Origin of the sequence: Paraburkholderia sp. 31.1, from assembly GCF_014397645.1 — a bacterium.
Lineage (GTDB): Bacteria > Pseudomonadota > Gammaproteobacteria > Burkholderiales > Burkholderiaceae > Paraburkholderia > Paraburkholderia tuberum.
This window is the reverse complement of record NZ_VZQN01000010.1, coordinates 178,733-201,121: the sequence shown is the minus strand read 5'-3', so window position 1 is coordinate 201,121 and position 22,389 is coordinate 178,733. Positions and strand designations below refer to the sequence as shown.

General features: G+C 64.4%; 17 protein-coding genes and 1 pseudogene. 17 read left to right on the top strand and 1 reads right to left on the bottom strand.

Annotated elements, in window-relative coordinates; genetic code table 11:
- Window positions 1-286, bottom strand: a pseudogene (locus tag F6X37_RS37925) (hypothetical protein); the annotation flags it as partial.
- Between the two features lie 394 nt (window positions 287-680).
- Here F6X37_RS37925 and F6X37_RS10125 point away from each other — a divergent pair.
- From F6X37_RS10125 to F6X37_RS10045, 17 genes are all read left to right on the top strand, one after another.
- Window positions 681-4,787: a DUF3683 domain-containing protein gene (locus tag F6X37_RS10125; protein WP_187611167.1), complete on the top strand. Its 4,107-nt coding sequence runs from the start codon at window positions 681-683 to the stop codon at window positions 4,785-4,787.
- A gap of 33 nt (window positions 4,788-4,820) precedes the next feature.
- Window positions 4,821-5,249 (top strand): HIT family protein, encoded by a 429-nt coding sequence (locus F6X37_RS10120; protein ID WP_090802993.1) that lies wholly within the window; start codon window positions 4,821-4,823, stop codon window positions 5,247-5,249.
- A gap of 97 nt (window positions 5,250-5,346) precedes the next feature.
- Window positions 5,347-5,760 (top strand): gamma-butyrobetaine hydroxylase-like domain-containing protein, encoded by a 414-nt coding sequence (locus tag F6X37_RS10115; protein ID WP_187611166.1) that lies wholly within the window; start codon window positions 5,347-5,349, stop codon window positions 5,758-5,760.
- A gap of 68 nt (window positions 5,761-5,828) precedes the next feature.
- Window positions 5,829-6,560, top strand: coding sequence for a bifunctional demethylmenaquinone methyltransferase/2-methoxy-6-polyprenyl-1,4-benzoquinol methylase UbiE (ubiE, locus tag F6X37_RS10110; RefSeq protein ID WP_187611165.1), 732 nt, complete (start codon window positions 5,829-5,831; stop codon window positions 6,558-6,560).
- A 37-nt stretch (window positions 6,561-6,597) separates the two neighbouring features.
- Complete coding sequence (locus F6X37_RS10105) at window positions 6,598-7,596, top strand: Tim44 domain-containing protein (RefSeq protein WP_187611164.1); 999 nt, start codon at window positions 6,598-6,600, stop codon at window positions 7,594-7,596.
- 174 nt (window positions 7,597-7,770) lie between these two features.
- On the top strand, window positions 7,771-8,415 hold the full coding sequence (locus F6X37_RS10100) for an SCP2 domain-containing protein (protein WP_187611163.1): 645 nt from the start codon (window positions 7,771-7,773) through the stop codon (window positions 8,413-8,415).
- A 15-nt stretch (window positions 8,416-8,430) separates the two neighbouring features.
- A complete protein-coding gene (ubiB, locus tag F6X37_RS10095; RefSeq protein ID WP_187611162.1) occupies window positions 8,431-10,008 on the top strand; it encodes a ubiquinone biosynthesis regulatory protein kinase UbiB in 1,578 nt (525 codons plus the stop codon).
- Window positions 10,009-10,014: 6 nt separating this feature from the next.
- Window positions 10,015-10,635 (top strand): methyltransferase domain-containing protein, encoded by a 621-nt coding sequence (locus F6X37_RS10090; protein ID WP_187611161.1) that lies wholly within the window; start codon window positions 10,015-10,017, stop codon window positions 10,633-10,635.
- A 173-nt stretch (window positions 10,636-10,808) separates the two neighbouring features.
- Complete coding sequence (locus tag F6X37_RS10085) at window positions 10,809-11,114, top strand: FmdB family zinc ribbon protein (protein ID WP_187611160.1); 306 nt, start codon at window positions 10,809-10,811, stop codon at window positions 11,112-11,114.
- Between the two features lie 75 nt (window positions 11,115-11,189).
- The gene (locus F6X37_RS10080) at window positions 11,190-11,846 is read left to right on the top strand and encodes a DUF502 domain-containing protein (RefSeq protein ID WP_026225597.1); all 657 of its coding nucleotides are present in this window, start codon (window positions 11,190-11,192) and stop codon (window positions 11,844-11,846) included.
- Between the two features lie 75 nt (window positions 11,847-11,921).
- Window positions 11,922-13,721 (top strand): aspartate--tRNA ligase, encoded by a 1,800-nt coding sequence (gene aspS / locus F6X37_RS10075; RefSeq protein WP_187611159.1) that lies wholly within the window; start codon window positions 11,922-11,924, stop codon window positions 13,719-13,721.
- A 220-nt stretch (window positions 13,722-13,941) separates the two neighbouring features.
- Complete coding sequence (nudB, locus tag F6X37_RS10070; protein ID WP_090803007.1) at window positions 13,942-14,457, top strand: dihydroneopterin triphosphate diphosphatase; 516 nt, start codon at window positions 13,942-13,944, stop codon at window positions 14,455-14,457.
- Window positions 14,454-15,713, top strand: a complete 1,260-nt coding sequence (gene clsB / locus F6X37_RS10065; protein ID WP_187611158.1) for a cardiolipin synthase ClsB — start codon at window positions 14,454-14,456, stop codon at window positions 15,711-15,713. Before nudB ends, clsB begins: the two co-directional genes overlap by 4 nt.
- A 294-nt stretch (window positions 15,714-16,007) precedes the next feature.
- Window positions 16,008-16,607, top strand: a complete 600-nt coding sequence (locus tag F6X37_RS10060; RefSeq protein WP_184027146.1) for a TetR/AcrR family transcriptional regulator — start codon at window positions 16,008-16,010, stop codon at window positions 16,605-16,607.
- A gap of 98 nt (window positions 16,608-16,705) precedes the next feature.
- A complete protein-coding gene (locus F6X37_RS10055; RefSeq protein WP_187611157.1) occupies window positions 16,706-18,493 on the top strand; it encodes an acyl-CoA dehydrogenase C-terminal domain-containing protein in 1,788 nt (595 codons plus the stop codon).
- Between the two features lie 84 nt (window positions 18,494-18,577).
- Complete coding sequence (locus F6X37_RS10050; protein WP_187611156.1) at window positions 18,578-21,013, top strand: 3-hydroxyacyl-CoA dehydrogenase/enoyl-CoA hydratase family protein; 2,436 nt, start codon at window positions 18,578-18,580, stop codon at window positions 21,011-21,013.
- Window positions 21,014-21,087: 74 nt separating this feature from the next.
- Window positions 21,088-22,287: an acetyl-CoA C-acyltransferase gene (locus F6X37_RS10045; RefSeq protein WP_187611155.1), complete on the top strand. Its 1,200-nt coding sequence runs from the start codon at window positions 21,088-21,090 to the stop codon at window positions 22,285-22,287.
- Window positions 22,288-22,389: the final 102 nt, after the last annotated feature.

Here is a 22,389-nt window from a genome sequence, read left to right as displayed (position 1 = left end):
GGTTGTCCTCGCGCTTCAGATAGACCGGGTTGCGCAGCCGCGCCGACAGGTTCGGCGCGCGTTCGAGTTCGGTCTCGCGCGCCACGTCGTAGACGCGCGCGGTCAGGGTCTTTTTCAGGTAGTCGTGGGAAGCCATGCGGGTGGCGCGGTGCGCTGTGTAAAACGGGAAGACGTCAATGATAGCGCCAACGGTGCCCGCTCTGGCCGTTCGGCGCGCTCCGCGGACGGGTGCCGTGCACTTAACCGGGCCGTATCGGAATCGCGCGATCGAAGCTCGCCCAACCATCCGGCCGGTCAATGGACGGTATGCGAAAACGCCGCCGGATTCATCGCCAAAACCCCCGAACCCCCGCCGCCGCCCGATTCCCACCGTCAACGCGTGGCGGAATGATGCGGTAGAATTTCGTTTTGGAATAAGGATCGGAAGATGCACTGGCAGCCTCGGATCGCCCATTTAATGCCCGTCCCGCGCGAATCCTGCCCTGCGGCGGAACGGCATGTCCGCCACGCGCGATCGTGTAGCTGTCTCTGAGTGCCGCGAAGCGACCGCCGTGAGTTGGCCGCCGGTCGTGCTCGCTCCCCTTGAAGCCCTAGAAGATTTCAAGCATTGCGCCCCACGCGCATTGTCCGCCGACGCCTCGTGACGAGTGCGCCAGGCTGACCTACCGAGTCGTCCAACCATGAACGCACCTCAAGTTTTCGATCCGCACGGCGCCGCCGGCGCGGTGGCCGCCGATCCCGAAGCGCGTCTGCGCGAAATTCCCTACAACTACACGTCGTTCTCCGACCGCGAAATCGTCATCCGCCTGCTCGGCAACGAAGCCTGGGACGCGCTCGCCGAACTGCGCGCCGAACGCCGCACCGGCCGCTCGGCGCGCATGCTGTACGAAGTGCTCGGCGACATCTGGGTGGTGCGCCGCAATCCGTATCTTCAGGATGACCTGCTCGACAATCCGAAGCGCCGCGCGCTGTTGATCGAGGCGCTCAATCACCGTCTCGCCGAAATCGAGAAGCGCCGCCGCGCCGATCTGCGCGAACACGGCGACGAAGCCGGCGTCGATCGCGCCGCGCGCGTCGAAAAGCTGGTGCAGGCCGCGCGCCGCGCGATCGACCAATTCGCCAGCGAATTCCAGCAGACCTACGACCTGCGCCGCCGTTCTACGCGCGTGCTCGGCAAGGTCACGCAGAAAGACAACATCAAGTTCGACGGCCTGTCGCGCGTCTCGCACGTGACCGACGCGACCGACTGGCGCGTCGAATACCCGTTCGTCGTGCTGACGCCGGACTCCGAGGCCGAAATCGCCGGCATGATCAAGGCCTGCTTCGAACTCGGACTGACGGTGATTCCGCGCGGCGGCGGCACCGGCTACACGGGCGGCGCGGTGCCGCTCACGCCGTTCTCGGCCGTCATCAACACCGAAAAGCTCGAACAGCTCGGCCCGGTCGAAATGACCCAGCTGCCGGGCGTCGATCGCAAGGTCGCGACGATTTTCTCGGGCGCGGGCGTCGTCACGCGCCGCGTGACCGAAGCGGCCGAGCAGGCCGGCTTCGTGTTCGCGGTCGACCCGACCTCGCTCGACGCGTCCTGCGTCGGCGGCAACGTCGCGATGAACGCGGGTGGCAAGAAGGCGGTGCTGTGGGGCACGGCGCTCGACAACCTCGCGTGGTGGCGCATGGTCGACCCGGAAGGGAACTGGCTCGAAGTCACGCGTCTCGAGCACAACATGGGCAAGATCCACGACATCGAAGTCGCGCGTTTCGAGCTCAAATGGTTCGACGGCAACTGCGCGCCGGGCGAGAAGCTGCTGCGCACCGAAGCGCTGGACATCAAGGGCCGCGTGTTCCGCAAGGAAGGCCTCGGCAAGGACGTCACCGACAAATTCCTCGCCGGTCTGCCGGGCGTGCAGAAGGAAGGCTGCGACGGCCTCATCACGTCCGCGCGCTGGGTGCTGCACAAGATGCCTGCGCATACGCGCACCGTCTGTCTCGAGTTCTTCGGCCAGGCGCGCGAGGCGATTCCGAGCATCGTCGAAATCAAGGACTACCTGTTCGAGACGTCGCGCCAGGGCGGTGCGATTCTCGCGGGTCTCGAGCATCTTGACGAGCGCTATCTGCGCGCGGTCGGCTATGCGACCAAGAGCAAACGCAACGCGTTTCCGAAGATGGTGCTGATCGGCGATATCGTCGGTAACGACGCGGACGCGGTCGCGCAGGCCACCTCGGAAGTCGTGCGCATGGCCAACGGCAAGAGCGGCGAAGGTTTCGTCGCCGTCAGCGCCGAGGCCCGCAAGCGCTTCTGGCTCGACCGCAGCCGTACGGCCGCGATCGCAAAGCACACCAACGCGTTCAAGATCAACGAAGACGTCGTGATTCCGCTCGACCGCATGGGCGAATACACGGACGGCATCGAGCGCATCAACATCGAGCTGTCGCTGAAGAACAAGCTGCAACTGGTCGACGCGCTCGAAGCGTTCTTCAAGGGCGGCAAGCTGCCGCTCGGCAAGAGCGACGACGCGAACGAAATCCCGAGCGCCGAGCTGCTCGAAGACCGCGTGCAGCAGGCGCTCGATCTACTCGCGCGTGTGCGCACGCGCTGGGAATTCGTGCGCGGCAAGCTCGACCTGTCGCTGCGCGAGGCGCAGCACTACCTGGTCGGCCTCGGCTACGAGTCGCTCGCCGAAAAGTTCGCCGACCGCGTCGACGCGCAACCCGACGCAACCGTATTCCACCTCGCGCAGGACCGCACGATTCGCGTGTCGTGGAAGCAGGAAATCCGCGCCGAATTGCGGCAGATTTTCAACGGCGGCGAGTTCAAGCCGATCCTCGACGAAGCCCAGGCGATCCACAAGCAGGTGCTGCGCGGGCGCGTGTTCGTCGCGCTGCACATGCACGCGGGCGACGGCAACGTCCACACGAACCTGCCGGTCAACTCCGATAACTACGAGATGCTGCAGGACGCGCACACGGCGGTCGCGCGCATCATGAAGCTCGCGCGTTCGCTCGACGGTGTGATCTCCGGCGAGCACGGCATCGGCATCACGAAGCTCGAATTCCTGACCGACGACGAGATCGGCGAATTCCGCAAGTACAAGCAGCGCGTCGATCCGCATGGCCGCTTCAACGCGGGCAAGCTGCTCGAAGGCGCGGACCTGCGCAACGCGTACACGCCGAGCTTCGGCCTGATGGGCTACGAATCGCTGATCATGCAGCAGTCCGATATCGGCGCGATTTCCGAGTCGATCAAGGACTGCCTGCGCTGCGGCAAGTGCAAGCCCGTCTGCGCGACCCACGTGCCGCGCGCGAACCTGCTGTACAGCCCGCGCAACAAGATTCTCGCCACGTCCTTGCTGGTCGAGGCATTCCTGTACGAAGAGCAGACGCGCCGCGGCGTGTCGATCAAGCACTGGGACGAGTTCAACGACGTCGCCGATCACTGCACTGTCTGCCACAAGTGCGTGACGCCGTGCCCGGTGAAGATCGACTTCGGCGACGTGTCGATGAACATGCGCAACCTGTTGCGCAAGATGGGCAAGAAGAAGTTCAACCCGGGCAACGCCGCGGGCATGTTTTTCCTGAACGCGACCAACCCGCAGACCATCAACCTCGCGCGCACCGCGATGATGGGCGTTGGCTACAAGGCGCAGCGTCTCGGCAACGAGCTGCTGAAGAAGTTCGCGAAGAAGCAGACCGCGCATCCGCCCGCCACGGTCGGCAAGCCGGTGATCACCCAGCAGGTGATCCACTTCATGAACAAGAAGATGCCGGGCAACCTGCCGAAGAAGACCGCGCGCGCCTTGCTCGATATCGAGGACAACAAGATCGTCCCGATCATCCGCAATCCGAAGACGACCACCGCCGACACCGAAGCGGTGTTCTACTTCCCGGGCTGCGGCTCCGAGCGGCTGTTCTCGCAGGTTGGTCTCGCGACCCAGGCAATGCTGTGGGAGGCGGGCGTGCAAACCGTGCTGCCGCCGGGCTACCTGTGCTGTGGCTATCCGCAGCGCGGCTCGGGCCAGTACGACAAAGCCGAGCAGATCGTCACCGACAACCGCGTGCTGTTCCACCGCGTCGCCAATACGCTGAACTACCTCGACATCAAGACGGTGGTGGTGTCGTGCGGCACGTGCTACGACCAGCTCGCCGGTTACGAATTCGAAAAGATCTTCCCGGGCTGCCGGATCATCGACATCCACGAGTATCTGCTGGAAAAAGGCATCAAGCTCGATGGCGTGAACGGCGTGCGCTACATGTACCACGACCCGTGCCATTCGCCGATCAAGACGATGGACCCGGTCAAGCTCGTCAATCAGCTGATGGGTTCGGAGCAGGACGGCTACAAGATCGAGAAGAACGACCGCTGCTGCGGCGAATCGGGCACGCTCGCGGTCACGCGTCCCGACATCTCGACCCAGGTGCGCTTCCGCAAGGAAGAGGAAATCCGCAAGGGCGCGGCGAAGCTGCGCGGCATCCCTCTCGTCGCCGAAGCGGGCGCGAACGCGATCAATCCGGCCAATGCATCGGCCGGCGCCGCGGGCGCGCCGAACGGTTCGGTGCTGAAGGCCGGCGACGGTCCGCAGCCCAATCACGGAAACGCGGGTTCGACCGACGTCAAGATCCTCACGAGTTGCCCGTCGTGCCTGCAAGGGCTGTCGCGCTACAACGAAGACGCGGGTACCGAGGCGGACTACATCGTGGTCGAGATGGCACGTCACGTGCTCGGCGAAAACTGGATGGCGGACTACGTTCAACGGGCGAACAATGGCGGAATCGAGCGCGTGCTGGTTTAATGGCACGACCAACGATTTTTGCCGAGGACGACGATGGACTGCGTTTTTTGCCGTGAAGACGGCGGCCATGTGCTGTGGCAGGACGACGCGCTGCGAGTCGTCCTCGCCGACGAACACGACTACCCGGGCTTTTGCCGGGTCATCTGGAACGCTCACGTCGCCGAGTTTTCGGATCTTTCTGCCGACGAGCGCGATCACGTGATGAAGGCCGTGTACGCGGTCGAGCGTGCGCAGCGGCGCGTGATGCAGCCCGCGAAGGTCAATCTCGCGAGCCTCGGCAACCAGGTGCCGCACGTGCACTGGCACGTGATTCCGCGTTTCTCGAACGACGCGCATTTCCCCCTGCCGATCTGGGCGCCGCGCCAGCGCACGGTGTCCGAAGCGATGTTGTCGTCGCGCCGCGCGCACGCCACGCTGCTGCGCGAAGCCGTGCGGCAGGAAATTGAACAGGCGCTGGGCTGAGCGTCGCTGAACCCGTCGCCGCGCATCGCCGGACTGCCGTCGGCGTGCGAGGCGGCCGATCCGACGTTATCACCCGCCGTTATCTGATGAGGCCAACATGAGCGGATTGACTCCCGAGACGCCGGTGCCGACAGGCGTGATCTTGCATTCGAAGTCGCGCGTGCTCGAACTGCAGTACGCCAACGGCGAAGCGTATCGGCTACCGTTCGAACTGCTGCGCGTGTATTCGCCGTCGGCGGAAGTGATGGGCCACGGGCCCGGCCAGGGAACCCTGCAGACCGGCAAGCGCGACGTGACGATCACGATGATCGAAGGCGTCGGCAATTACGCGCTGCAACCGACCTTCTCCGATGGACACGCCACCGGTATCTACTCGTGGGACCTGCTGTATGACATGGCCGTGCGTCAGGATGAACTCTGGCGCGCGTATCTCGCCAAACTGGCAGCGGCCGGCATCGACCGCGACACGCCGATGGTGCCCGCCGCCGCTGCGCACGGGCACTGTCACTGATACGATTCGCCCCCCCGAACGCCGCTCGAGCGGCGCAACATTCAAGAACACGCGAAAGGACGAGCGCGATGAGCAAAACCCACTTCGGCTTTCAATCGGTCGACGAACAGGACAAGGCGCAGAAGGTGGCGGGGGTGTTCCACTCGGTGGCCGCCAACTACGACCTGATGAACGACCTGATGTCGGGCGGATTGCACCGGGCGTGGAAGGTGTTCACGATCGCCCAGGCGAACGTGCGGCCGGGCTATAAGGTGCTCGACATCGCGGGCGGCACGGGCGACCTGTCGAAAGCATTCGCGAAACAGGCGGGCGAAACGGGCGAGGTCTGGCATACCGACATCAATGAATCGATGCTGCGCGTGGGCCGCGACCGGCTGCTCGACAAGGGCATCATCACGCCGGCGCTGCTGTGCGATGCCGAGAAAATCCCGTTTCCGGACAACTACTTCGACATCGTGACGGTCGCGTTCGGCTTGCGCAACATGACACATAAGGACATCGCGCTTGCCGAGATGCGTCGTGTGCTGAAACCGGCCGGGCGGCTGCTCGTGCTCGAGTTCTCGAAGGTATGGGATCCGCTGAAGAAGGTCTACGATCTGTATTCGTTCAAGGTGTTGCCGTGGCTCGGCGAGCGCTTCGCCAAGGACGCGGAAAGCTACCAGTACCTGGCGGAATCGATCCGCATGCATCCGGACCAGGAAACTTTGAAAACTATGATGGAACAAGCTGGTCTCGACGGCGTCAAATATTACAATTTGTCAGCTGGCGTGGTAGCTTTGCATGTGGGGACCAAATACTAGAGTCCCTAACCCATCGATTTTTAAAGGAAAGTGCGAAATGTCCGATTTGAATTTGTTATCTACTCGTAAGGTTAAGGGGGCGCTGGCGAGAAGAATCGGACTGATCGCGATGGTCGGTCTGCTGATGGCCGGCACGCTTGCCTCTCTCGAAGCCGAAGCGCGCCGCATGGGCGGAGGCCGCAGCTTCGGCCGTCAATCGAACAGTCTGCAACAGCAGCGCCAGACGACGCCGTCCCAGCCGGCGCAGAACAGTCAGGCCACGCAGCAGAGCGCGCAGGCGGCGCCTGCGACTAAGCCCACGCCGCCCGCCGCGCCGAACCGCAATCGCTGGCTCGGGCCGATCGCCGGTCTCGCGGCCGGTCTCGGCATCGCCGCATTGCTGTCGCATTTCGGGCTCGGCGAGGCGTTCGCCGGCATGTTCGCGAACGTGATCGTGATCGCGTTGATCGCGATTGTGGTGATCTGGCTCATCCGCCGCTTCACCGGCCGTAAGCGCGATGCGGCGCAGCCTGCCTACGCGGGCACGGCGCCGTCGCTGAACACGAAAGGCACCGACTATATTCAGGAGCCGCGTTACACGGCGCCGCCCACCGGCTCGTATCTCGAACCGCAGGGCAACCCGTTGACCACGCCATCGCTCGGCGCGACGCCGTCGGTGCCGGCCGGCTTCGATTCGGAAGCGTTTCTGCGCAACGCGAAGGTGTACTTCGTGCGCCTGCAGGCCGCGTGGGACGTCGGCAACGTCGAGGACATCCGCGAATTCACGACGCCGGAAATGTTCGCCGAAGTGCGCGTCGATCTCGCGTCGCGCAGCACACAGCCGAACCAGACCGACGTCGTGCAGTTGAACGCCGAGCTGCTCGGCGTCGAGGAGCGCGCGAACGAATCCTTCGCGAGCGTGCGCTTCTCCGGTTTGATCCGCGAGGAGCCTGGCGCGGCGGCCGAGCCGTTCGTCGAAGTCTGGAATCTGACGAAGGCGAACCGCACTGGCGAAGGCTGGCTGCTTGCCGGCATCCAGCAGGTCGAGCAACACTGACATGCCGACGCATCGAGTCGCGTTTGCCTCGAAAAGAGCCGGCCACGACATAGCGATGCCTCACCTCGCGCATGGCTTAGGCCGTTCGGCATAGCAGGCCGCGAAGCGAACGGACGTTACAATGGGAGCCCGCGCAAGCACCTCGCTCGCGCGGGTTTTTTCTTGCCACCTTCGATGACCCTCGCCGCCAAGCCCTTCGCTGCTGCTGTCAATCATCTGCTCGCCCGCGAATCGTGGGCCCGCGAGCGCCTCGCCCCGTACGCGGGCAAGACCGCTCGCCTGTCATGTCCGCCGGTTGTGCTCGCGCTGCTCGTGCAGCCTGACGGCTATCTCGCTACGCTCGACGAAGCCGATGCGCATCAGTTCGACGTGACGATCTCGGTGCCGTCCGACGCACTGCCGGCCTTCCTGCAAGGTGGCCAGGCCACGGTGATGAAGCACGTGAAGATCGAGGGCGACGCCGAGTTCGCGACCGTGATCGCGAAGCTCGCCGAGCATCTGCGCTGGGAGCCGGAGGAAGATCTCGCGAAGCTGATCGGTGATGGACCCGCGTGGCGCATCACGTCGCTAGTCCGCTCAGTCGGCGAGCATGTGCAGCGCACCGGTCGCAATCTGCTCGACACCGCCGCCGAGTACCTGCTCGACGAAAATCCGCAACTGGTGCGCCGTACCGCGCTCGCGGACTTCAACGTCGAGCTGGCGCGCGCGCGCGATTCGCTCGCGCGCGTCGAAAAGCGCATCGAGCGCATCGAACAGAAGGTCGAAGCCCGCGGCGCGCAAACGCCGGGCGGCGCCGCCACGTCGCGCGGCACGCGCTAGTCACCGGGCCCAGCCATGCGTTTTCTGCGTTTTCTCAAGATATTTTTCACGGTCATCCGCTTCGGCCTCGACGAAATGATGTTGAGCCGCATCAACGACCGGCGCGTGCGTCTGCTGCTGCGCATCACGACGCTTGGTCGCAAGTTCGATGCGCCGCCGGGCGTGCGTCTGCGGCTCGCGCTCGAAAGCCTCGGGCCGATCTTCGTCAAGTTCGGCCAGGTGCTGTCGACCCGTCGCGATCTGCTGCCGGTCGATATCGCCAACGAACTTGCCAAGCTGCAGGACCAGGTGCCGCCGTTCGATTCGGCGGTCGCGATCGCGCTCGTCGAGAAGTCGCTCGGCGCGCCGGTCGACGTGCTGTTCGACGATTTCGAGCGGGTGCCGGTCGCGAGCGCGTCGATCGCCCAGGTCCACTTCGCGAAGGTGAAGGCCGGCCAGCATGCGGGCAAGGCGGTCGCGGTGAAGGTGCTGCGCCCCAAGATGCTGCCGGTGATCGATTCCGACCTCGCGCTGTTGCGCGACATCGCCGTGTGGGCCGAGCGTCTGTGGGCCGACGGCAAGCGCCTGAAGCCGCGCGAGGTGGTCGCCGAATTCGACAAATACCTGCACGACGAACTCGACCTGATGCGCGAGGCCGCCAACGGCAGCCAGTTGCGGCGCAACTTCCTGGGGCTCGACCTGCTGCTCGTGCCCGAGATGTACTGGGAGTTCTGCACGCCCACGGTGCTCGTGATGGAGCGCATGGTCGGCGTGCCGATCAGCCAGGTCGATACGTTGCGCGCGGCTGGTGTCGACATCCCGAAGCTCGCGCGCGAGGGCGTCGAAATTTTCTTCACGCAGGTGTTCCGCGACGGCTTTTTCCACGCCGACATGCACCCCGGCAACATCCAGGTGAGCCTCGATCCCGCGCACTTCGGCCGCTATATCGCGCTCGACTTCGGCATCATCGGCGCGCTGTCGGACTTCGACAAAAACTACCTCGCGCAGAACTTCCTCGCGTTCTTCAAGCGCGACTACCATCGTGTCGCGACGCTGCATCTGGAGTCGGGCTGGGTGCCGCCGAGCACGCGCGTCGAGGAGCTCGAAAGCGCGATCCGCGCGGTCTGCGAACCGTATTTCGATCGCGCGCTGAAGGACATTTCTCTCGGCCAGGTGCTGATGCGTCTGTTCTCGACGTCGCGGCGCTTCAACGTCGAGATCCAGCCGCAGCTCGTGTTGCTGCAAAAGACGATGCTGAACGTGGAAGGCTTAGGCCGTTCGCTCGATCCCGAACTGGATCTGTGGAAGACCGCGAAGCCCTATCTCGAGCGCTGGATGAACGAGCAGATCGGCTTGCGCGGCTGGTACGAGCGTCTGAAGATCGAGGCGCCGCAGTGGAGCAAGACGCTGCCGCAGTTGCCGCGCCTCGTCCATAACATGCTGGCCGAGCGCCATCATCCGGTGGGCGGCGCGAACGACGACGTGATCCGCCAGATCCTGCTCGAGCAAAAGCGCACCAACCGTCTGCTGCAAGGCCTGCTGCTGTTCGGCGTGGCGGTCGGCGTCGGCGCGATGCTGGCGCGTGCGTTCCTGGTACTGGCTTATGGAGGTTAGATTCCGATGAGCGATCCGACCCAACCCGCCGCGCCCGATTTCGCAACCCGCGATCCCGACTCGCCCGAGTTCTGGGACGAACGCTTCGAGCGCCATTTCACGCCGTGGGATCAGGCGGGCGTGCCGTCCGCGTTTCGCGCGTTCGCCGAACGGCACCGCGACGTGGCCGTGCTGATTCCAGGCTGCGGCAGCGCGCACGAAGCGGGATGGCTCGCGCGTCAGGGCAACCCGGTACGCGCGATCGACTTCTCGCCGGCCGCCGTGGCGGCGGCACGCGAGCAGCTCGGCGCGCATGCATCGCTGGTCGACCAGGCGGATTTCTTCACCTATGCGCCACCGTTCGCACCGGCATGGATCTATGAGCGCGCATTCTTCTGCGCGCTGCCGCCGGCGCGGCGCGCCGACTACGCGCAGCGCATGGGCGAACTGCTGCCGGCCGGCGGGTTGCTGGCGGGCATCTTTTTCATCGGCGCGACGCCGAAAGGGCCGCCGTTCGGCATCGACCGCGGCGAGCTCGATGCGCTGCTCACGCCACACTTCGAGCTGGTCGAAGACGAAGCGGTCGACGACTCGATCGCCGTATTCGCCGGACGCGAGCGCTGGCTCGCCTGGCGGCGTCGCGGCTAACGCCACGCGCGCCGCTCTTGAGAGGTCTGGGGGGCGTCCCCATCTGGCGCGGTGGCGGGCGCGTAGTGCGTCCGCTTCCCGAAATCCGGGGAACGGACATCGTTTGCGGCTATAATTCAAGGCTTTGCAAGCGTTTACAAGATTTCAGTAGGGATTTGGAGTAAGAGAGGATCATGCCGATCTACGCTTATCGTTGCGGGTCATGCGGTTTCGGGAAGGACGTGCTCCAGAAGATGAGCGACCCCCAGTTGACGCAGTGTCCCGAGTGCGGAAAAGACACCTTTAGCAAACAACTCACGGCCGCCGGCTTCCAGTTGAAAGGCTCCGGCTGGTACGTGACCGATTTCCGCGGCAGCACGAGCGCGCCGGCCGCGTCGGAAGCGAAGTCCGAGCCGGCCGCAGTCGCTGCCCCGGCTGCATCGGCTGCCGTGCCCGCGGCGCCCGCCGCCACGAGCCCGAGCGGTTCCAGCAGCGCCTAGTGGGACTGCCGCCCCGCGCGGGCGGCGTATCTACCGCGCATGGGCTTCGGCCCGCGCAGCTTTCTGGCGGTACACATGACGACGAAGAAATTCACGCTCAAATCGGTGTTTCTGACCGGCCTGCTGGTGCTGGTGCCTCTGGCCATCACACTGTGGGTGCTCGGTCTGATCATCGGCACGATGGACCAGACGCTGTTGCTGCTGCCTACCTCGTGGCAGCCGGAACGCACGATCGGCTATCGCTTGCCGGGCCTCGGCGCGGTGCTCACACTCGCGTTCATCTTCGTCGTCGGGCTGTTGACGCAGAACTTCATTGGGCAGAAGCTCGTGAAGTGGTGGGAACTGCTGGTCGCGCACATTCCGGTGGTCGGCCCGCTCTACACCAGCGTGAAGCAGGTGTCCGACACGCTGCTGTCGAGCAGTGGCAATGCATTCCGTAAGGCGCTGCTGATCGAGTACCCGCGCCGCGGGTCCTATACGATCGCGTTTCTGACCGGCATCCCGGGCGGCGACGTGGCCAACCATCTGAAGGAAGATTACGTCAGCGTATACGTGCCGACCACGCCGAACCCGACGTCCGGCTTCTTCCTGATGGTGCCGAAAAGCGAAGTGATCGAGCTCGACATGACGGTCGACGCTGCGCTCAAGTACATTGTCTCGATGGGCGTCGTGGCGCCGTCCGCGCCACCGCCGGCGCCGGTGCGCCGCGCCACCGTCGAGCCCCCGCTCTAATGCCGGCGCGCAACGCTTCATGCAGGATCGTCTGCGGCGCGCCGTTCAACCAATGCAAAACGAAAGACAAACATCATGTCGATGAGATCTGAATACTGCGGTCTGGTGACCGAAGAACTGCTGGGCCAATCCGTCTCGCTGTGCGGCTGGGTAAGCCGCCGCCGCGACCATGGCGGCGTCATCTTCATCGACTTGCGCGATCGCGAAGGGCTCGTTCAGGTCGTCTGCGATCCGGATCGCGCTGACATGTTCAAGGTCGCCGAAGGCGTGCGCAACGAGTTCTGCGTGCAGGTCAAGGGTGTCGTGCGCGGCCGTCCGGAAGGCACGACCAATGCCTCGCTGAAGAGCGGCAAGATCGAAGTGCTGTGCCACGAGCTGATCGTGCTGAACGCGTCGGTCACGCCGCCGTTCCAGCTCGACGATGACAACCTGTCGGAAACCACGCGCCTCACGCATCGCGTGCTCGACCTGCGCCGTCCGCAGATGCAGCACAACCTGCGTCTGCGCTACCGCGTCGCGATCGAAGTGCGCAAGTACCTCGACGAGCAGGGCTTCATCGACATCGAAACGCCGATGCTCACGAAGAGCACGCCGGAAGGCGCGCGCGACTACCTCGTGCCGTCGCGCACGAACCCGGGCCAGTTCTTCGCGCTGCCGCAGTCGCCGCAGCTGTTCAAGCAGCTGCTGATGGTCGCGAACTTCGACCGTTACTACCAGATCACCAAGTGCTTCCGCGACGAAGACCTGCGCGCCGACCGTCAGCCGGAATTCACCCAGATCGACTGCGAGACCTCGTTCCTGTCGGAACAGGAAATCCGCGATCTGTTCGAGGCGATGATCCGTCACGTGTTCAGGACGACGATCGGCGTCGAGCTCGACCAGAAATTCCCGGTCATGGAATACGCGGAAGCGATGCGCCGCTTCGGTTCGGACAAGCCGGACCTGCGCGTGAAGCTCGAGTTCACCGAGTTGACCGATGCGATGCGCGACGTCGACTTCAAGGTGTTCAGCACCCCGGCCAACACGAAGGACGGCCGTGTCGCGGCGCTGCGCGTGCCGAAGGGCGGCGAGCTGTCGCGCGGCGACATCGACAGCTACACGGAATTCGTGCGCATCTACGGGGCGAAGGGTCTCGCGTGGATCAAGGTCAATGAAGCGGCGAAGGGCCGTGACGGTCTGCAAAGCCCGATCGTGAAGAACCTGCACGACGAAGCGCTGAAGGCGATCATCGAGCGCACCGGCGCACAAGACGGCGACATCATCTTCTTCGCGTCGGATCGCGCGAAGGTCGTCAACGACAGCCTCGGCGCGCTGCGTCTGAAGATCGGTCATTCGGAATTCGGCAAGGCCAACGGTCTCGTCGAGTCCGGCTGGAAGCCGCTGTGGGTCGTCGACTTTCCGATGTTCGAATACGACGAGGAAGACAACCGCTACGTCGCCGCGCATCACCCGTTCACGAGCCCGAAGGACGAGCACCTCGAGTACCTCGAAACGGACCCCGCGCGCTGCCTCGCGAAGGCCTACGACATGGTGCTGAACGGCTGGGAAATCGGCGGCGGCTCGGTGCGTATCTACCGTGAGGAAGTGCAGAGCAAGGTGTTCCGCGCGCTGAAGATCAACGCGGAAGAAGCGCAGGCGAAGTTCGGCTTCCTGCTCGACGCGCTGCAATACGGCGCGCCCCCGCACGGCGGTATCGCGTTCGGTCTGGACCGCATCGTCACGATGATGGCCGGCGCCGACTCGATCCGCGACGTGATCGCGTTCCCGAAGACGCAACGCGCGCAGGATCTGCTCACGCAGGCGCCGAGCGAAGTCGACGAGCGTCAGCTGCGCGAGCTGCACATCCGTCTGCGTACGCCGGAACCGAAGGCATAAAACCGCGGCCGCTGCGCGCGGCCGGCAAGCGGTCTTGCGTGTGCCGGCCAGCGGGCCGGCGGCCGCAAAAAAACCACACGAGCGAAACGAAAAGGCGCTGAGGTGATCTCCACCTCAGCGCCTTTTTCATTTTTTGCGTTACAGTGAAGCCACCGCTTTCCAGACCCTTTCGACCGTCATCCGACATGTATCGCGCGTATCGTCGCGCCCAGTTTGAGCCATGCCGAAACCGCCGAAAATTCCGCAGTCCGTCCTCGTCATCATTCATACGCCTGCGCTCGACGTGCTGCTGCTCGAGCGCGCCGATCATGCGGCGTTCTGGCAGTCGGTGACGGGTTCGAAAGACCGGCTCGACGAACCGCTCGCCGACACGGCGGTGCGCGAAGTCGGCGAGGAAACCGGCATCATGATCGGCGGCGCACTGGTGCCGCGCAGCGGGTTGTTCGACTGGCACTACTCGATCGACTACGAGATCTACCCGGAATTTCGTTACCGCTACGAAGCGGGCGTGCTCTACAACACCGAGCACTGGTTCAGCCTGCAGGTCCCCGAGTGCATCGACGTGACGCTCGCGCCGCGCGAACACACCGCGTATATGTGGCTGCCATATGAAGAGGCCGCATCGCGCTGCTTTTCATCGTCGAATGCCGATGCGATCCTGCAGTTGCCGCGGCGGCTCGCCGCACGCCCGGTCGATCCGCAATCCGGCCCGCTGGCCGGGGAGCGTGGCCAGTGAGCGCAGGCGGCTCGGGCCGTTTGGCGCGTCTGCGCCAAACGTTGCTCGGCCGTCGTTACTGGCAGCGCTACCGCTTCACCAGTAACAACGAGGTCGAGCTGCTGCGCTCCGGCGACGATTTCTTCGACGCGCTGATCGAGCGCATCGACGCGGCCGAGCACAACGTCGCGCTCGAAACCTATATCTTCTGCGACGACGAAGCCGGCCACGCGGTCAGCGAGGCGCTGCTTCGCGCTGCCGCGCGCGGCGTCAGAGTGCGCGTGATCACCGATGGCGTCGGCACCGCGCGCCTGAAGATGTTCGAGCAATGGCCGGCCGGCGGCATCGAGCATCGCATCTACAACCCGCATCTGTTCGGCCGCTTCGGCTTTTCGCGCACGCACCGCAAGCTCGCGGTGATCGACGATCAGATCGCGTATTGCGGCGGCATCAATATCGTCGACGATTACGAGAACAACGGCGAGAAGCTGCCGTACCGGCGCTGGGACTTCGCGGTCGAGCTGCGCGGGCCGGTGGTCGCCGACGTGCGCGATGCGATCGACGTGCAGTGGCGGCGGATTCGCGTCGGCCATCGGCCGCTCGATTCGATGAAGCCCGACCTGTCGTCGCAGGACGCCAACTCGCTTGGCAGTCTGCGCAGACGCCGGCGACGCCGCAACGAGGCACTGTGGGCCGGCGGCGAGCCGTGCGTCGCATTCGTCGCGCGCGATAACCTGATCAACCGCCGCGCGATCGAAAAAGCTTATCTGGCCGCGATCGGCCAGGCGCGCCATGAAATCCTGCTCGCGAATCCGTACTTCATGCCGGGACGCAAGCTGCGTCGCGCGCTGGTGTTCGCGGCGCGGCGCGGCGTGGTCGTGAAGCTGATCATCGGGCGCAAGGAGTTCAAGGCGCTCGATTACGCCGTGCCGTTCCTGTACCACGCGCTGTTGCGCGCAGGCGTGCAGATCGCCGAATACGAGAAGACGCTGCTGCACGGCAAGGTCGCGGTGGTCGATTCGAACTGGGGCACGGTCGGTTCGTCGAATCTCGATGCGCTCAGCCTGATGCTGAACAACGAAGCGAACGTCGTGCTCGTGAACGATCCGTCGATCCCCAAACTGCGCGATGCGATTCTCGACGCGTTCACGGACGCGCGCCCAATCGATGAAGCGCACTACGAATCGCGACCGGCGCGCGTGCGCGCGCTGAGCTGGATCGCGTACACGAGCTACCGCGTCGCGATGAAGCTGCTGACGGTGGGCGGCTACGACTGATACCGCTCGCACGAGAGCCCGCGCTTGCCGCATCATGTCGGCCATCAATCGGCGCCAGCGAGCCGGGGCAAAGAAATAGAACACACGCGAGAACACGCGCGCGCCGATCGGCAACCATCGATTCAAGGCAAACGCCTCTAAAAATCTGATTGATCTGATGGTCGAAAGCCGCAAAATTAGAAGCCGGTTAGAAACCGGTTTCTAATAAAGTCCTTGTTTCGCGGACGGCAAGCACTCAATAATAGTACGGCCGTTCGATTTTCAATTCGGTCACATTAGAACGGTAAAACAGCTATGCGAAAAGGCGAACAAACCCGAGCCGCGATTCTCGACGCAGCACTCGATCTGGCAGGCCGAGACGGACTGGAAGGTCTGACGATTGGTCTGCTGGCCGAGCGCATGCAGATGAGCAAGAGCGGTGTGTTCGCGCATTTCGGGTCGCGCGAGGATCTGCAGATCGAGGTCGTGCGCGAATACCACCGCCGTTTCGAAGACGAGGTGTTTTTCCCGAGCCTGCGCGAGCCGCGTGGTCTGCCGCGCTTGCGCGCGATGATTTCCCGCTGGATCGAGAAACGCATTCAGGAAGTCACGACCGGCTGCATCTACATCAGCGGCGCCGTCGAATACGACGACCGCGCGGACAGCCAGGTGCGCGAGCAGTTGGTGTCGAGCGTGACGACGTGGCGTGCGGCGCTCACGCGTGCGATCTCGCAAGCGATGGAAGAAGGGCATCTGCGCGCCGATACCGACCCGCAGCTGATGCTGTTCGAACTGTATAGCGTCACGCTCGGCCTGCATCACGACGCGCGCTTTCTGCATCTGCCGGATGCGGTGCGTCTCACGTGGGCCGCGCTGGAAAAACTGATTAATTCGTATCAAAGCGAAAGCCGTTAGCGGCGTCGCCGGAATCTACCGGAAACGCGCGGCGCAGAAGGTCCGACCACGGGCCCGGCCAACGGCCTGGCTTTTTGTCAAACCAGGGAGAGAGAGTCATGGGACAGTACGCCGCGCCGCTGCGCGACATGCAATTTGTGTTGCACGAGCTGCTCAACGTCGAGGTCGAACTTCGGCAAATGCCGAAGCACGCCGAACTCGACGCCGACACGATCAACGCGGTGCTCGAGGAAGCCGGCAAGTTCTGCTCCGAAGTGCTGTTCCCGCTCAACCACAGCGGCGACCAGGAAGGCTGCACGTATGCCGGCGACGGCGTCGTGACCACGCCGAAGGGCTTCAAGGAAGCCTATCGGCAATACGTCGAAGCCGGCTGGCCGGCGCTCGGTTGCGACCCGGAATTCGGCGGCCAGGGACTGCCCGCGTTCGTCAACAACGCGCTCTATGAAATGCTGAACTCGGCGAATCAGGCGTGGACGATGTATCCGGGCCTGTCGCACGGCGCGTACGAATGCCTGCACGCGCACGGCACGCCGGAACTGCAGCAGCGCTATCTGCCGAAGCTCGTCGCAGGCGTCTGGACCGGCACGATGTGTCTGACCGAGCCGCATTGCGGCACCGACCTCGGCATTCTGCGCACGAAGGCCGAGCCGAATGGCGACGGCTCGTACTCGATCAGCGGCACGAAGATTTTCATTTCGAGCGGCGAGCATGACATGGCGGAGAACATCGTTCACCTCGTGCTCGCGCGTCTGCCGGATGCGCCGAAGGGCACCAAGGGGATTTCGCTGTTCATCGTGCCGAAGTTCGTGCCGAACGAAGCGGGCGAGCCCGGTGAGCGCAACGGCGTGAAGTGCGGCTCGATCGAGCACAAGATGGGCATTCACGGCAACGCGACCTGTGTGATCAATCTCGACAACGCGAAGGGCTGGATGGTCGGCGAGCCGAACAAAGGCCTTAACGCGATGTTCGTGATGATGAACGCAGCGCGTCTCGGCGTCGGCATGCAGAGCCTCGGTCTCACCGAAGTCGCATATCAGAACTCGCTCACGTACGCGAAAGAGCGGCTGCAGATGCGTTCGCTGACCGGCCCGAAGGCGCCGGAAAAGGCCGCCGATCCGATCATCGTGCATCCGGACGTGCGCCGCATGCTGCTCACGCAGAAGGCCTACGCCGAAGCCGGCCGCGCGTTCTCGTACTGGTCGGCGCTGCAGATCGACAAGGAGCTGTCGCACGCCGACGAAGCCGAGCGCAAGGAAGCCGCCGACCTCGTCGCGCTGCTCACGCCGATCCTGAAGGCGTTCCTGTCGGACAACGCGTTCGAAGGCACCAATCACGCGATGCAGATCTACGGCGGCCACGGCTTCATCGCCGAATGGGGCATGGAGCAGTACGTGCGCGACGCGCGCATCAACATGATCTACGAAGGCACCAACGGCATCCAGTCGCTCGATCTGCTCGGCCGCAAGGTGCTCGGCGACATGGGCGCGAAGATGAAGAAGTTCGGCAAGCTCGTCGCCGAATTCGTCGAAGCCGAAGGCATCAAGCCGGAGATGCAGGAGTTCGTGAACCCGCTCGCCGAGATCGGCGAAAAGGTGCAGAAACTGACGATGGAAATCGGCATGAAGGCGATGCAGAACCCGGACGAAGTCGGCGCTGCGGCCGTGCCGTATCTGCGCACGGTCGGCCATCTGGTGTTCTCGTACTTCTGGGCGCGCATGGCTCGTATCGCGCTGGACAAGGAGGCGTCGGGCGATCCGTTCTACAAGGCGAAGCTCGCAACCGCGCGCTTCTACTTCGCGAAGCTGCTGCCCGAAACGGCGATGACGATCCGCCAGGCGCGCGCCGGTTCGAAGCCAATGATGGACGTCGAAGAAGCGTTGTTCTGACGCTCGACATCGAGCGAGGCCACACACATCGCGCGAAGCATGGCTGACGCTTCGCGCCATCGCACAACTCTCCGGAGAAACGACGTGAGCAATCTGATCATTCGCAAGGTAGCCGTGCTCGGCGCCGGCGTGATGGGCGCGCAGATCGCCGCGCACCTGATCAACGCCAAGGTGCCCGTGCTGCTGTTCGACCTGCCCGCCAGGGAAGGCCCGAAGAACGGGATCGCGCTGAAGGCGATCGAAAATCTGAAGAAGCTGTCGCCGGCGCCGTTCGGCGTGAAGGACGACGCGCAATACATTCAGCCCGCGAACTACGACGACGACATCGACAAGCTCGCCGAGTGCGACGTCGTGATCGAAGCGATCGCCGAACGCATGGACTGGAAGCACGACCTGTACAAGAAGGTCGCGCCGCACATCGGCCCGAACGCGATTTTCGCGACCAACACGTCGGGGCTGTCGATCACCGCACTGTCCGAAGGTTTCGCGGACGAGCTGAAGGCGCGCTTTTGCGGCGTGCACTTCTTCAATCCGCCGCGCTACATGCATCTGGTCGAACTGATCCCGACCGCGACGACGCGTCCGGAAATTCTCGATCAGCTCGAAACCTTCCTGACCAGCGTGGTCGGCAAGGGCGTCGTGCGCGCGAAAGATACGCCGAACTTCATTGCGAACCGCGTCGGCGTGTTCTCGATCCTTGCGGTCATTGCCGAAGCCGCGAAGTTCGGCCTGCGTTTCGACGAAGTGGACGACCTGACCGGCGCGCGCCTCGGCCGCGCGAAGTCGGCGACGTTCCGCACCGCCGACGTGGTCGGTCTCGACACGATGGCGCACGTGATCAAGACGATGCAGGACACGCTGCCGGACGATCCGTTTCTGCCGGTCTACGAAACGCCGGCCGTGCTCGCCGAACTGGTGAAGAAGGGCGCGCTCGGCCAGAAGACCGGCGCCGGCTTCTACAGGAAGGAAGGCAAGGCGATCAAGGTGCTCGATCCGAACACGGGTGCATATATCGACGGCGGCGGGAAGGCAGACGAACTCGTCGGCCGCATCCTGAAGCGTCCGGCTGCCGAGCGTCTGAAGCTGCTGCGCGAAACGCAGCACCCGCAGGCGCAGTTCCTGTGGTCGATCTTCCGTGACGTCTATCACTACATCGCCGTGCATCTGGAATCGATCGCCGACAATGCGCGCGACGTCGATCTCGCGATCCGCTGGGGCTTCGGCTGGAACGAAGGTCCGTTCGAAGGCTGGCAGACGGCCGGCTGGAAGCAGGTCGCCGAATGGGTGCAGGAAGACATCACGGCGGGCAAGGCGCTCGCCAACGTGCCGCTGCCGTCGTGGGTGCTCGAAGGCGCGGTTGACGAGAAGGGCGGCGTGCACACGGCCGAAGGCTCGTGGTCACCGGCCACGCAGACCTTCGTGCCGCGCTCGTCGCTCGACGTGTACCGCAAGCAGGTGTTCCGCGCGCCGCTCGTCGGCGAAACCGGCGCCGATCCGAAGACCTACGGCAAGACGCTGTTCGAGACCGATGCGGTGCGCGCATGGGTCGACGATCGCGCGGGCGAGGACGACGTGCTGATCGTGTCGTTCAAGAGCAAGATGAACACGATCGGACCGGCGGTGATCGAAGGGCTCACGCAGGCGATCGAACTGGCCGAGAAGGACTACAAGGGCCTCGTCGTGTGGCAGCCCACATCGCTGAAGCTCGGCACGCCGGGCGGTCCGTTCTCGGCGGGCGCGAACCTCGAAGAAGCGATGCCCGCGTTCATGATGGGCGGCGCGAAGGGCATCGAGCCGTTCGTGAGGAATTTCCAGCAGGGCATGCTGCGCGTCAAGTATGCGAACGTGCCGGTGATCTCGGCGATCTCGGGCATCGCGCTCGGCGGCGGCTGCGAACTCGCTCTGCACAGCGCGAAGCGCGTCGCGCACATCGAGAGCTATCTGGGTCTCGTCGAAGTCGGCGTGGGTCTCGTGCCGGCGGGCGGCGGCCTGAAGGAAGCGGCGCTGCGCGCGGCCGAAGCGGCAAGCCAGGTTGGCGCGACGAGCGATCTGCTGAAGTTCCTGCAGAAGTCGTTCGAGAACGCGGCGATGGCGAAGGTGTCGGCCTCCGCGCTCGACGCCCGCGCGATGGGCTACCTGAAGCCTTCCGACACGATCGTCTTCAATGTGTTCGAACTGCTCGACGTCGCGAAGAAGGAAGCGCGCGCGCTCGCCGCGGCGGGCTACCGTGCGCCGCTGCGCGCGACCCAGGTGCCGGTCGCGGGCCGCTCGGCGATCTCGACGATCAAGGCGTCGCTCGTCAACATGCGCGACGGCCGCTTCATCAGCGAGCACGATTTCCTGATCGCGAGCCGCATCGCGGAAGCGGTGTGCGGCGGCGACGTCAAAGCGGGCAGCCTCGTCGACGAAGAATGGCTGCTGCAACTCGAGCGTCGCGCGTTCGTCGAGCTGCTCGGCACGCAGAAGACGCAGGAACGGATCATGGGCATGCTGCAGACCGGCAAGCCGGTGCGCAACTAAGCGGCGACCGCACAATGTGCATGGGACCAGAGTAAGAGCTTTGGCCAACTCTGGTCGACAAAGGAGATTCCCAAATGGCAAAGCAATTGCAAGACGCATACATCGTCGCCGCGAGCCGTACGCCGATCGGCAAGGCGCCGCGCGGCATGTTCAGGAACACACGTCCGGATGAGCTGCTGGTTCACGCGATCAGGTCGGCCGTCGCTCAGGTGCCCGGCCTCGACACCGGCGTGATCGAAGACGCGATCGTCGGTTGCGCGATTCCGGAAGCGGAGCAGGGCCTGAACGTCGCACGGATCGGCGCGCTGCTGGCAGGTCTGCCGAACACGGTCGGCGGCGTCACGGTGAACCGCTTCTGCGCGTCGGGTCTGACCGCGCTCGCGATGGCCGCGGACCGCATCCGCGTCGGCGAGGCGGATGCGATGATCGCGGGCGGCTGCGAATCGATGAGCATGGTGCCGATGATGGGCAATAAGCCGTCGCTGTCGCCGCATATCTTCGATCGCAACGAAGACGTCGGCATCGCGTACGGCATGGGCCTGACCGCGGAGAAAGTCGCCGAGCGCTGGAAGATCAGCCGCGAAGCGCAGGACGCGTTCTCGGTCGAATCGCACCGCCGCGCGTTCGCCGCGCAGCAAGCCGGCGAATTCAACGACGAAATCGCCGCGTACACGATCGTCGATCGCGTGCCCGATCTCGCGACCGGCGAGATCAACGTGAAAACGCGCGACGTGTCGCTCGACGAAGGTCCGCGCGCGGACACGTCGATGCAAGGCCTCGCGAAGCTGCGCGCGGTGTTCGCGAACAAAGGCTCGGTCACGGCCGGCAACAGCTCGCAGACGTCGGACGGCGCGGGCGCGTTGATCGTCGTGTCGGAAAAAATCCTCAAGCAGTTCAACCTGACACCGCTCGCGCGCTTCGTCAGCTTCGCGGTGCGCGGCGTGCCGCCGGAAATCATGGGCATCGGCCCGAAGGAAGCGATTCCGGCCGCGCTGAAAGCCGCGGGCCTGAAGCAGGACGACCTCGACTGGATCGAGCTGAACGAGGCGTTTGCCGCGCAGTCGCTCGCGGTGATCCAGGACCTCGGCCTCGATACGTCGAAGATCAACCCGCTCGGCGGCGCGATTGCACTGGGCCATCCGCTCGGCGCGACCGGCGCGATTCGTGCGGCGACCGTGGTGCACGGCCTGCGCCGCCGCAACTACAAGTACGGCATGGTGACGATGTGCGTCGGTACCGGCATGGGCGCGGCGGGCATCATCGAGCGTCTGTGAGCCGCTGATCGAACGGGGGATCCTTCTGTGATCCACCAGGGACCGCGCAACGGTTCGCAGGCCGCGCGGCTTGCGAACCGTTTCTACATTCAGCAGGAGCAC